Origin of the sequence: Trichocoleus sp. Lan (assembly GCF_039961855.1) — a bacterium.
Lineage (GTDB): Bacteria > Cyanobacteriota > Cyanobacteriia > Cyanobacteriales > FACHB-T130 > FACHB-T130.
This window is the reverse complement of record NZ_JAMPKA010000007.1, coordinates 133,169-145,757: the sequence shown is the minus strand read 5'-3', so window position 1 is coordinate 145,757 and position 12,589 is coordinate 133,169. Positions and strand designations below refer to the sequence as shown.

10 protein-coding genes are annotated in these 12,589 nt (G+C 47.8%); 7 read left to right on the top strand and 3 right to left on the bottom strand.

The window, feature by feature from the left end; all coding sequences use genetic code 11:
* Positions 1 to 57: 57 nt before the first annotated feature.
* A complete protein-coding gene (locus NDA03_RS08575) occupies positions 58 to 570 on the bottom strand; it encodes an adenine phosphoribosyltransferase (RefSeq protein WP_190426067.1) in 513 nt (170 codons plus the stop codon).
* 399 nt (positions 571 to 969) lie between these two features.
* On the opposite strand from NDA03_RS08575, the gene NDA03_RS08570 reads away from it, so the two are divergent.
* Both NDA03_RS08570 and NDA03_RS08565 read left to right on the top strand, forming a co-directional pair.
* Entirely contained in the window at positions 970 to 1,596 is a 627-nt protein-coding gene (locus NDA03_RS08570; protein ID WP_190414961.1) for a DUF3038 domain-containing protein, read from the top strand.
* A gap of 205 nt (positions 1,597 to 1,801) precedes the next feature.
* On the top strand, positions 1,802 to 3,199 hold the full coding sequence (locus NDA03_RS08565; protein ID WP_190414962.1) for a DUF4335 domain-containing protein: 1,398 nt from the start codon (positions 1,802 to 1,804) through the stop codon (positions 3,197 to 3,199).
* A 96-nt stretch (positions 3,200 to 3,295) separates the two neighbouring features.
* Here the strand turns inward: NDA03_RS08565 and mrdA are convergent, their stop codons facing one another.
* The gene (mrdA, locus tag NDA03_RS08560) at positions 3,296 to 5,092 is read right to left on the bottom strand and encodes a penicillin-binding protein 2 (protein WP_190414963.1); all 1,797 of its coding nucleotides are present in this window, start codon (positions 5,090 to 5,092) and stop codon (positions 3,296 to 3,298) included.
* A gap of 408 nt (positions 5,093 to 5,500) precedes the next feature.
* Here mrdA and NDA03_RS08555 point away from each other — a divergent pair, with 408 nt between their 5' ends.
* Complete coding sequence (locus NDA03_RS08555; protein ID WP_348233838.1) at positions 5,501 to 6,628, top strand: ABC transporter ATP-binding protein; 1,128 nt, start codon at positions 5,501 to 5,503, stop codon at positions 6,626 to 6,628.
* A gap of 92 nt (positions 6,629 to 6,720) precedes the next feature.
* On the opposite strand, the gene NDA03_RS08550 is transcribed toward NDA03_RS08555, so the two are convergent.
* The gene (locus NDA03_RS08550) at positions 6,721 to 6,921 is read right to left on the bottom strand and encodes a hypothetical protein (protein WP_190414965.1); all 201 of its coding nucleotides are present in this window, start codon (positions 6,919 to 6,921) and stop codon (positions 6,721 to 6,723) included.
* Between the two features lie 335 nt (positions 6,922 to 7,256).
* On the opposite strand from NDA03_RS08550, the gene NDA03_RS08545 reads away from it, so the two are divergent.
* The 4 genes from NDA03_RS08545 to NDA03_RS08530 all read left to right on the top strand — a co-directional run bounded on the left by NDA03_RS08545 (position 7,257) and on the right by NDA03_RS08530 (position 12,562).
* Positions 7,257 to 8,294 (top strand): spermidine/putrescine ABC transporter substrate-binding protein, encoded by a 1,038-nt coding sequence (locus NDA03_RS08545; protein ID WP_190426070.1) that lies wholly within the window; start codon positions 7,257 to 7,259, stop codon positions 8,292 to 8,294.
* Positions 8,295 to 8,483: 189 nt separating this feature from the next.
* The gene (locus NDA03_RS08540) at positions 8,484 to 9,344 is read left to right on the top strand and encodes an ABC transporter permease (RefSeq protein WP_190415042.1); all 861 of its coding nucleotides are present in this window, start codon (positions 8,484 to 8,486) and stop codon (positions 9,342 to 9,344) included.
* 307 nt (positions 9,345 to 9,651) lie between these two features.
* Entirely contained in the window at positions 9,652 to 11,427 is a 1,776-nt protein-coding gene (locus NDA03_RS08535) for an SUMF1/EgtB/PvdO family nonheme iron enzyme (RefSeq protein WP_348237821.1), read from the top strand.
* Between the two features lie 283 nt (positions 11,428 to 11,710).
* Positions 11,711 to 12,562, top strand: a complete 852-nt coding sequence (locus NDA03_RS08530; protein ID WP_190985059.1) for an ABC transporter permease — start codon at positions 11,711 to 11,713, stop codon at positions 12,560 to 12,562.
* Positions 12,563 to 12,589 lie beyond the last annotated feature (27 nt).

The window sequence follows — 12,589 nt, the reverse complement described above, 5'->3', positions numbered from 1 at the left end:
TTGTTTAATAGCTTGTTTTCCATTAGCAATTAGCAATTAGCCATGAGCAGTTGCTCCCTAATACTCAACCAGCGTCACAATTGGCACATCAGGAAGTCGTTGACGCCCACCTAAATCTCTTAGCTCGATGATAAATCCAAATCCTACTAAGGTGCAGCCAATTTTCTGTACCAGCTCAGCCGTTGCCGTTGCCGTTCCACCCGTCGCGATCAGATCGTCCACAATCAAAACACGGCTTCCGGGATGTAGAGCATCTTGATGCATCTCTAGGCGATCCATCCCGTACTCTAATTCATACTCAACCGTGTGAACGGCACCTGGTAACTTTCCAGGCTTCCGGACGGGGATAAACCCAACTCCCAGTTTGTATGCCAGAGGTGCCCCAATAATAAAACCCCGCGACTCCATCCCAACGACGTACTCTGGAGACAACTGGGCGCACTTTTCGGTTAAGGTTTCAATGGTGTAGCGCAGTCCTTCCGGATCTCGCAGTAGCGTCGTTATATCCCGAAACAGAATTCCTGGTTTAGGAAAGTCTGCAATGTCGCGTATCAGAGACTTGAGATCCATAGCAGCTCGTAAAAAGAGGGTTGTAGGTAAACTCGGTATCCGTTGCATCACAGAGGCAGGATCTCCCCCGGATGTGCAAGGATATACCTGGAAAATCGTACACTAGAAGGCTGCACGGTTTTGGAGCATTCCTAACACTCAAGAGCCAGCGGGCGGCTATTGAGGCGTGTGAGTAGTCGTATCTATATGATTCAAGTACAACCACCTCCAAAGTCATCCACTTGCCCGAAGCTTCAATCCCGATCGCGACACCCTGATTTTAGTAAAATCCAGCTGGGCATATAAATAATCGGATAGCAGATGGACACAAATGTAACCGTCAAAAGTCATTGATTCCTGTATGCAATTCGTTGTAGCCCGTGCGAGCCATCAACCAGTTCAACTGTCCTGCTATTTGGAATGAATCTTTCTGTGAGCGTAATGCCATTAAACAGTCCTCCACGAGAGTCAATGCCGCTGATTTTAGACAATCTCCCTGACCCACCGATTTCGTCGTCAAGTGGGTGTCCGCGTCGAACTCGGCTACAAATTGACCTGATGCTACTAGCAATAGAAGCCCTGGAATTGGGAGGGTCTGAAGCAATGCTGACAGTGGCGAAGGATTTGGAACTCCAGGGAATTATCAAAAATCGGGTACACCTTTGGCGAATCCGAAGCAGCAACCCGCTACGACGATCTTATACACGCCGTTTGCTAACCCTGGATGAAGCCAAAGCGATGGTGATCCTAGTCTGCCATCTAGCACGGCGGTTAACCGTGTTGATCCGGCAGCTGCTACTGGCTTATCAACAACTGCGTGACAAGCAGGTGCCATTAGAACATCATTTTCGCTTGTCTGAGTATTTAGAAAGGTTCCGCGCTCACTTCCGGAGCCGAATGAATCCACGACGCGCTGGTGTCGCCGCCTATAACTCTGATGAGAAGTTAAACAATCTGGCTATTGAGCTGTTAAGCGAGCTGCTATTTTGTACGGGAACGTCTGGAATGCAAAGATTTTGGAGCAGCCTTTTTGATGGAGAAGTGTAACTTTCATAGAACAAGGAGTAATCGGTAATCAAGAATAAGAGTGATGAGCATTGATGTTGCGTTTTGAGACGAGAAGAAAGTTCTTAACTTAAAAACTCAATCCTCAAAACTTAAAACTTTTCCCAAATTACCAGTTACCAATTCCCAATTACCTATTAGTTTTTTCCCGAATTACCAGTTACCAATTACCAATCACCAACTGAAAATGACTATTCGCCGTCCGTACAGTCTGCCTAACTGCACGCTGATCCTAGAAGGGTTAAGCGATGCTACAGCTGCTGGTCAGGTGGACACCCGACCCTTAATGTCTATCCTGGTTAATGCTGAGTGCCATTTTGCGGGTAAGGAGAAGCCATTAACGGGAGGACGTGACTTTTTTGAAAGCCTGGTGACAGCAGCCAGCAACTATGCTCAAGAATTCTTGAGTGGGGTGCCTCACTCCCATAGTCTGAAAGACAAGCCGAGTTTAGTGCAGTTTCAGAAAATAGATGCCCATCTGCATCGGTTAATTGTTGAGTCGCCGGGAAGTGGTGGAGACTCGACTCATAGTGGCGCATCCAGTGGGACAGCCACAACCCTCCAAGCAAGACAAGTTGATATCACAACGGTACAGCTGTTTGATTTAGTGGAGGCGGTGGATCAGTTCCTGGCTGATGGTCGCACGCTGCCAGACATCATGCTGTCAATCGCGCCGGTTCCGAAACGCTATGCGAAGGCTGAAGTGCCGGTGGCACAACGCGCCGCACCAGCAGCAGTTGGGGTCACGAGTTTGGCGTTGGCAGCGATCGCGTTTTCTAGGGTTCCCCCTCCCGAAGTCAAGAACCTCAAAGATCCCTTGCCCCAGCCCAACAGCTTAACGACCCCTGCTAGCCCTGTCTCGTCCGAGCAGCCGACAGCAAGCCCCACGTCATCTAGCGCTGAAGCTACCGACTTGGAAACCCTGGTGACAGCAGCACCAGAGCTGACCGATCCCACCCAGTTGTACTTCTTACAACGGAAACTGCAAAACAACATTTATCAGAAGTGGACGACCCGCCGCCAGTTTCGGCAAGACTTAGTTTATCGGGTGGGCGTAGGGAAAGACGGAGCTGTGGTGGGTTACAAGCCAGTTAACTCAGCCGCACGCGATCGCTTAGAAGAAACTCCGCTCCCAGAATTGCTCTATATCCCTGCCACTGGTAGCGACATCAGCAAAGAACCGCTTGCTCAGTTCCGGGTGGTATTTACTAGGCGAGGCGTCCCGCAAGTTAGCCCCTGGTATGGGTATAAAGAAAAGCCCAGCCTCGGTCCAGAAATTACCGACTCAGCTCAGATAGAGAGTTTAGAAGCTCGGCTTTCCGAACAACTCAAGCAAAATTGGCAAGCCACTCCCAGTTTTCCACGGAGCTTACAATACCGTGTCGCCGTAAACAAAGACGGTGTCGTCGCCGATTACGAGCCACAGAATCAACCAGCTTTTGATTACGAGGATGAAACTCCCCTGCCTAAACTCTTCCAGCCGAGCAACTCGCCAGACGCTGTCCCACAGGAACCCCTCGCCCAATTCAGAGTGGTGTTCGCACCCAACGGCACCATCGAAGTTAGGTCGTTGCAGAGAAATTGAGAGCAGTCAATAGTCAGGAGCCAGTTGTGAGGAGTCAGTTGTGAGGAGTCAGTTGTTAGCCTTTCCTCTAAACACTAACAACTAACCCCTCACAATTTACTTAACGGGTTTAACAGGTTTCTTGACCTGAAAATAAGCCTCCAAAACTTTTAACACCATTGGGGCTGCTACCTTACCGCCGCCGCCTCCAGAATGTTCCGCAAACGCCACAACCACAATCTTTGGCTTGTCCGCAGGCGCATAGGCACCAAACCAGGCGTGAGACAGTCCTGGTGGAGCCTCTGCCGTACCACTCTTCCCGGCAACCGGGGGTAGCGTTGGCGCATTCACCGCTTTTCCAGTGCCGCTAGTCACAACGCTCCGGAGTCCTTGGCGCACCACCCTTAGCGTTTCTGGTTTCATATTCAAGGACTCTCGCCAGTTTTTGGACGCCTCATTATCTTTGAGCAGGTGGGGTTTAACTCGATAGCCACCATTTGCCGGAACCGCAAACATCACGGCAACTTGTAGCGGCGTCGTTTGCAAGAAGCCCTGACCAATGGACATATTCACCGTGTCTCCGATAGTCCATTCCTGCTTCAATCGCTTCTCCTTCCAGGCTGCATCCGCAACCAACCCCGGCAATTCTTCTGAAGCTAACTCAATCCCCGTTTTTTGACCAAAGCCATACTTCCGAGTCCAGTCAATCAAGGTGGGACCACCTATTCCTTTACCAATCTGATAAAAGAAAGTATCGCTACTCATCGCTAGCGCCCCAACAAATCCCAAGGGGCCAAATCCAGCATGGTTCCATTCCCCAAACCGAATCCCACCGACGGTTAAGTAAGGATAGGTTGCTAATACCGTATTCGGAGAATATTTACCCGATTCAATCGCAGCGCTAGCCGTGACAATCTTGAAGGTACTCGCTGGTGGAAAGACTCTTAAAGCGCGGTTGACGAAGGGGTTGCCCTTACTTTGTACTTTCTTCCAAGTTTCTGGGGTGATCCGCTTAGAGAAAACGTTGGGATCGAAGCCTGGGCGGCTGACCATTGCCAAAATTGCCCCATTGTTGGGGTCCATTGCCACGATTGCGCCCTTGCGATCGCCCAATGCCCGCTCCGCAGCCTTCTGCAAATCCAGATCCAGCGTTAACTGCACATCCTTCCCAGCCTTCGCCTTTTTCTGACCAAGAATCCGCAGCACTTGACCCGCACCATCTACCTCAACTTGTTGACCGCCCCATTCTCCCCGTAGCGGTTTTTCAAAAGCTGCCTCCACACCCATCTGACCAATCACATCACCCAAGCGGTAGCCTTGATCTTTCATCTTGGCTAGCTCTTCATCGTTCATTTCCCCCGTATACCCTAAGACGTGAGCGCCCACCTCAGCGTTGGGGTAGTTTCGTACCCCTTCAATATCCACCTCTACGCCCTCTAGTTGGCTCCTGTACTCTTCAAGTGCCGTAATTTGGGCAGGATTGATGTCACGAGCAATTCGTAACAGCGAGGTCGAGGTATAACCGGCTTTTTCTAGTTGCTTTTGAATTTCTTTCTCAGGAACATTTAACAGTTCCGAAAGGCGGCTGAGGGTAGCAGGCCAATCCTTCTGCTTGCGGGCGATGGGCCACAAAAAAACCGAGTGAGACAGCCGACTGCTCGCCAAAACTCTTCCCTTGCGGTCGAAAATGGTGCCTCGGGCCGGCTGTTTGGGAATCAAACGAATCCGATTGTTTTCTGCCAGCTGTCGGTTACGTTCCCCCTGAACCACTTGTAAAAAAACTAAACGAGCGCCAATCCCACCCGCCAAGAGTAAGGTAACGAGCAACATGATAATTACAGATTGGAGACGTCGGCCCACAGTTCGGGGGGTGGATTGACGCCCAATTGAGGAAGACCGAGCGATTAAGGTCATAGCAGGAGGCTGAATAAATTGGCTCTAAACAGGGAAACAAAAGGTATTTTGAGTGGGCGGCAATTCACAGAGGGATTGCTCCTACATAGTGTACCGTCACACTTCAATAAGATGAACTGGAGGTGTCCTGAAAATGGGTGCCGTGGAAATAGCATCCAGCACAGAGCGGGAATCACTTGTACTTTGTCCTGTACTTTTTCAGGTTCAACGAATCAAAGAATGGCAAATTTTTAAGCGAATCGCAATCGGACTGAGTCCGACAGCTAAAATAAACCAAAGTTAGCAATCAACGCTCAACCAACAACGCTCAACCAAGCATCACCGGCTCAGCCTTCACAAAACAGACGCGACGGCGTGTGTTGAGCAATTCAAACCTCTGTGGGGCATCGCCACTGGGAATCATCAACTATGTCTCAAACTTCTTTAGCAGAACAACGCTCTCCGGAGACTACAAATGAACTGGATGTGGAACTCCGCAAGGTTTTTAAGGTATTCAATGGAGAAACAGCAGTCCGGGGGGTTGATCTGGAGATCCACCGAGGAGAATTTTTCAGTATTTTAGGCCCCTCTGGCTGTGGCAAGACCACAACTTTGCGCTTAATGGCTGGGTTTGAAACTCCCTCGGCAGGAGAGGTGCTGATTCAGGGGCAGACGATGAACCATGTGCCGCCCCACCGGCGTCCGGTGAACACCGTCTTTCAGAGCTATGCTTTGTTTAGCCATTTGAGCGTTTGGGAAAATATTGCTTTCGGATTGCGGATTAAAAAGCGACCCAGGGCAGAAATTGCCGAACGAGTGCAAGAAGCGCTGAAGCTGGTCAAAATGGAAACCTATGCTAACCGCTTTCCTTCCCAGCTTTCTGGGGGACAGCAGCAACGAGTGGCTTTAGCGCGGGCGCTGGTGAATCGTCCAGCGGTGGTTTTGCTGGATGAACCCTTGGGGGCATTGGATTTGAAGCTGCGTAAACAAATGCAGGTGGAATTATCCAACTTACATCAAGACCTCGGTTTGACGTTTGTAATGGTGACGCACGACCAGGAGGAAGCGCTAAGTCTCTCCGACCGGATTGCAGTCATGCGCGGGGGCAAGATTGAGCAAATTGGTTCGCCTACTGAAATCTACGAGCATCCCAAAACGCCATTTGTGGCGGATTTCATTGGGGATACCAATCTGTTTGAGGGGCGGATTGAAGCTTCTGACTACTCAACGCTCAAAGTTGTCACCAAAAGCGGTTTGCCAGTTGTGGTGCAGCCGTTGGAGCCTTGGGATGAGATTGGTGTCCAGGAGGTTGTGGTATGCGTGCGTCCAGAGAAGATTCAGCTGAGTCTCTATCCGCCAGCGATGCCAATCAACTGCTTTGAAGGTCGTCTGAAGCACGTGATGTACATGGGAACTCATGTTCATTATGTGGTGGAGTTACTTTCAGGCGATCGCTTAACGGTTCGGCAGATGAATACTGTGGGAATTGAGCCTGCCTTGCATACCCCTATCTATGCTCACTGGGCAGCTACCGATTGTCTGGCAATGAATACTTAGAGCCAATGCAGCGATCGCTATCCGTGCGTCTCCCGACATTCCCAGAAGCGACCGGGCTGAATCCAGTTTCTATAAGGGTTAGAATCTCATGGTCAGACCAGAGCAATCGCTTGCTTTCGGGGAACCCGGTCAACCCATTGGTCGTTGGCTAGAGACGCCGGAAGCGATCGCTTCCGGCTACCACCAAACATTAAAAAGTATTCATTCCCATCGATGACTGCCAGCCCTTTGCTGCACTGATTTTGCGCTCCTTTCCCCCAAAACTTGACAAATTGACTCAGCGACCGATTCAATCACTCCGGGGCTATCTCCTCAAAGTCAGGATGACGACTGGAAATTTGAGAAACCCCTACAAATCTAATGTTTGCCTATCAAAATACTGACGCCCGAACTAGGTGAACCGCTCCCTATAGAGCAATCTGTAAGATACTGTTAAAGAGAAATTAAAAATTAAAAATTAAAACTAAAAAATCACCTTGATAGTTTTTAATTTCCTCTTCTAAATTTTGACGATTGACGTGCAACTTTGCTGAATCCCGTGCCTCCAACTGCTCAACGGACGAACCCACAACACTCAACACGACGTAGGTTTTTACAAACGTCAGCTGCTGCTACCCTCGGACTGGCAATGTCTGGTTGCGGCTGGACGCTTGCCCAAGTGCGCTCGGCACCCGCCAACTCTGATGCATCCAACAACAAGTTATTGTATCTCTACACTTGGGCTGGCTATACCGATGAGGATTTGTTAAAACGCTTTACCAAAGAGACTGGAATCAAGGTCATTGCTGATGTCTATGATTCCAACGAAGCGATGCTAGCCAGGATTCAAGCATTGGGAGGCGGGGACTACAGCATTATTTACCCATCTGACTATACGGTGAGGAAGATGGTGGAACTGGGCTTGCTCAGTGAAATAGATCGCTCCCGCGTCGTAGGTTTGGATCGGTTGTTTCCCCGCTTCCAGAATCCCGTCTATGACCCAGAAAACCGCTACAGCATACCTCTGAGCTGGGGAACAACGGGTCTCATTTACAACACCCAGAAGCTGAAGCAACCACCAGCAGATTGGAATTATCTCTGGGACAATCAGCAGGCACTTTCTCGAAGGATGACCTTGCTGAATGATGTTCGGGAAGTAATGGGTGCGGTGTTGAAAATGCTGGGGTACTCTTACAACTCAAAAGACCCGCAGCAGATTAAACAGGCGTATGAAAAGTTAATGGCGCTCAAACCGGCCCTCGCTTCTTTCACCTCTGATGCCTGGAGAACTCAAATTTTAACTGGGGATTTGCTGCTGGCAATGGGATTTTCATCCGATGCCAATGAAATTATTCCAGAAAATAAAAACTTACAATATCTAATTCCTCGGAGTGGTTCTTCGGTGTGGACTGACACACTGGTCGTTCCGATAACAGCTCCCAATCCAGAAGGAGCTTATGCCTGGATTAACTTTATGTTGCAACCTGATGTCGCCGCTCAGATTTGCGAACGTTTAAGTTTCGCGACACCCAATCAAGCTGGCTACAATCAGCTACCTGATGAAATCCGTAACAATCAAATTTTATTTCCCCCAGAGGCGGTACTTGCCCAATGCGAAGGCGTTGCGCCGCTTGGAAAAGTTGCCGAAGTTTATGAATCCTATTGGACTCGATTGACGAGCAGCTAACATTAAATAATCTTGAGTTTTGAATGATGAATCGAAGCAACAATTGATACTTCATATCAATCATCTTTCATTAATAACTCAAAACTCAAAACTCAAAACTCAAAACTTTTTTCTGTCGTGTCTACCCCAACGTCTCCTCCCTCTATCCCCAATCCCACTCCCTCTGATGGAATCGAATCGCCAGTGCTAATGGGCAGCAGACGCCCCGGCTTGAAGTGGTTGGAACCAATGGCGCTGCTGGGTCCGGCTGGTATCTGGTTGGGTTTGTTGCTAGTGCTGCCAACGCTGGTGATTTTTCAGCTGAGTCTAGTACCAGGAATCCGACCTGGGGATGTGGTGAATCCCAGCGGTTTGGATAATTATACGCTGGTGTTTCAACCAGTTTACTTGCAGGTAATCGGGCGATCGCTATTCTTTGCAATTGGCACTACAATCGTTTGTCTTTTACTAGGATTCCCAGTTGCTTACTGGATTGGTCAAATGGCACCAAAACAGTGGCGAAATTTGCTGCTGCTAGGCTTTGTCTTGCCTTTATGGACATCATCGCTGCTGCGTTCTTACGCCTGGATTACAATCTTGCGTCCTACGGGTGTCCTGAACACGATGTTAACGACTTTAGGACTTCCGGCTTTGGAGTTGCTGAACCAGAGTTCAGCCGTATTTATTGGGATGGGGTACAGCTATTTGCCTTACATGGTGTTAATTCTTTACGCTTCTGTAGAAAAACTGGATCGGCGGTTGCTAGAGGCATCTGCGGATTTGGGGGCAAATCCGATTGACACTTTTTGGAAAGTGACTGTCCCGCAAACGCTACCAGGAATTGCTGCGGGTTCTTTGCTCGTATTTATTAGCACATTAGGGGATTTTGTCGATCCGGAATTGCTGGGCGGTGCCTCCAGTATGACGATATCTCGCTTGATTTATAACCAGTTTTTGGGTGCAACTCAAAATTGGGGATTTGGCTCGTCTTTGAGTATGGTTTTAATTTTTGCCGTGAGTGTAGCGATCGCGCTTTTAATTAAATACGGCGATAGCACTTCCCAGAAATAAGCTCCATAGATAAGGTGCATATCATCACCGACGCACCATTATTATCAGAAATTTTCTGTTAAATCTTCGCAATAGATACTAGACAAGTATTAGCGCAAGTGCTAAATTTATATAATGGGAATATATGCGCCCATATGGAGTATTTTTTGAATTTAATAATAATTAATTGGTCAGTAAGTGCTGACTGATTTACTATTTACAATAAATGTTGGGTTGGGATTCGTTCCCCAACCCAACAAATTGATTAAAGGCGTTGGGTTTCGTCACCTCAAGCCAACCTACGCTTAATCAAATTTTTCAATTATTTATGAGTTATTGCTTAAATCCCGCCTGTCAGAAGTGCCAAAACTCCCACAATGACAAATTTTGTAAAAACTGCGGGACGAAGCTGGTACTTTTAGGGCGTTACCGCGCTGTAGCACCACTTGGAAAAGGCGGTTTTGGTAGGACTTTTCGGGCAATTGATGAAGCCAAACCGTCCAAACCAGCTTGTGTAATTAAGCAATTTTTTCCGATACAACAGGGTACGGATACAGCTAATAAAGCAGCAGAGTTATTCCATCAAGAAGCTGTACGGCTAGAAGAATTAGGCAATCATCCGCAGATTCCGGAATTGTTAGCCCATTTTGAGGAAGAGAAACGTCAATATTTGGTGCAACAGTTTATTAATGGACAAAATTTAGCCCAGATATTAGAACAAAAAGGTGCTTTCAGTGAAACTGAAATTCGCAGCTTACTGACAGACTTGCTGCGGGTATTGAAATTTGTGCATAGTAAGCAGGTGATTCACCGGGATATTAAGCCAGAAAATATCATTCGTCGTCAGGTTGATAATCAACTTGTGTTAGTAGATTTTGGTGCAGCTAAATTTGCGACAGGAACCGCATTAGCCAGAACTGGAACAGTGATTGGTGACTTTCGATATATTGCACCAGAACAAGCAGTCGGGAAAGGAGTTTTTGCCAGCGATTTATATAGTTTGGGCGTCACCTGCATTCATTTGCTGACTAATGTTGAGCCTTTAGAGTTATTCGATACTGATGAAGATGCTTGGGTTTGGCAGAATTACTTGCAAAATTCTGTAAGTGATGAGTTGCGTAGCATCTTAGATAAGATGATCCAAAGAGGTGCGAAACGGCGATATCAATCAGCCGAAGATGTAATAAATGCATTAACTCTGCAAAAGTTATCTGTAGCGCCAACAATTCTGAATCTTCCCCAACCTTTACCGCTTAAAACGTTCCATTTTGATGTGGTAACAGTAAACGGACAGGGAATAGAAACTAACCGCCGCAGAATGCAAGCAAAATATTTCTCTGAAGACTTAGGTGGTGGGGTAACATTGGAAATGGTAGAAATTCCCCGCGGTACCTTCCTGATGGGTTCTCCAGACACGGAGAAGGGGCGAAGTAGCAGGGAAAGCCCGCAACATAAAGTAACTGTAGCACCGTTTTTCATAGGAAAATTCACCATTACACAAGCGCAGTGGAAAGTCGTAGCAACTCTGCCAAAAATCAACAGAGAGATGCAACCAGATCCTTCCTACTTCAAAGGTACAAATCGACCAGTAGAAAATGTATCCTGGGAGGATGCTGTAGAATTTTGTGCGCGACTGTCGAAAAAAACTGGAAAAATTTATCGTTTACCCAGCGAGTCCCAATGGGAATACGCTTGTCGTGCAGGCACAACTACACCTTTTCACTTTGGCGATACAATTACTTCTAAAGTAGCGAACTACGACAGTAGATATACTTACGCCTCTGCACCGAAGGGAAAATATCGTCAGGAAACGACGGAAGTGGGGAGTTTTCCTCCGAATGCCTTTGGATTATACGATATGCACGGAACTGTTAGGGAATGGTGTGCTGATATTTGGCATGATAACTACAATGGTGCGCCTGTTGATGAGAGTGTGTGGAAGTCTAGCGCAGATAACCGATATCGGCTGTTGCGTGGGGGTTCGTGGCTTCTCAATTCTAAGTACTGTCGGAGTGCGGTTCGTAGCAGGGATGAACTGGTTAGTAGGTGCAGCGATCACGGTTTTCGGGTTGTAGTTACTGCCTCGGCGTGGACTCTTTCCTAGCCTTTCACTCTCTTCCTTCGCGCTCTTTGCGTCTTCGCGGTTCCTAAAAATCAATTTACCTGGACGCACAGATTCCCATTGTATAAGTATAACCCTAATCCAGGGAAAGGTAGTATAAAATAATACAAAAGTTTGAAATTTACGGAGACGATAACACTTGAGACGCGATCGCACTCTTCCAAACACGCGATCGCATCCAGTAAAGTGAAGAAAGTTGGCATAGAGCGTGTAGCGAAGTGGCTGCTCTCTTCAGCATCGCAAACCCGACAAATGGTGAAATTGAATGACAGGCACCGTCAGCCATCAGCAGGAGGAAATCCCTTTAGAGATTATGTTGAAGTCCCAGGATAAACCTCGTATTTCTTGGCAGGTTATTTTCACACTGCTGATGTTCTTTTATATGTACCTGCCCATTCTGGTACTGACGTTTTATAGTTTTAACGAGTCTACCTATAGTGCCGGTTGGGAAGGATTCACCCTCAAATGGTATCTAAAGCTGTTTCAGGATACCCGTATCCTGACGGCGCTGCAAAATAGCTTAACCGTGGCTTTGTGTGCAGTAGCGATCGCTGCCGTCTTAGGCACCATAATGGCAGTTGGTTTAGCCCGTTATACCTTTCCGGGGAAAACCTTGTATCGCGGCGTTTCTTACCTGCCGCTGATTATTCCCGATATTGCGATCGCTGTTGCCACGCTGGTATTTTTAGCCGTTATTGGTATGCCGTTGAGCTTGTGGACAATTGTGGCAGCTCATGTCGTCTTTTGTCTTGCCTACGTCGCCTTGGTGGTTTCTTCTCGAATTAGCGGTTTAAACCCCCATTTAGAAGAAGCTGCCCTCGATTTAGGAGCGACGCCAGTACAAGCTTTTATCCAGGTGTTGCTTCCAGAATTAATGCCAGCAATTATTTCCGGTTGCCTGTTAGCTTTTGTCCTCAGCATGGACGACTTTCTCATTGCTAGCTTCACTGCCGGTACGGGTGCCACAACATTACCCCTAGAAATCTTTAGCCGCATCCGCACTGGCGTTAAACCGGATATCAACGCTCTCAGCGTGATGCTGATGATTGTGTCAGGTTTTGTCGCTTTTGTTGCTGAATTGCTCCGCTACCGCAGCGAACAAAAACGCTTTAAATAGCTTTGAATTTGTAGAGATGTCGCTGCA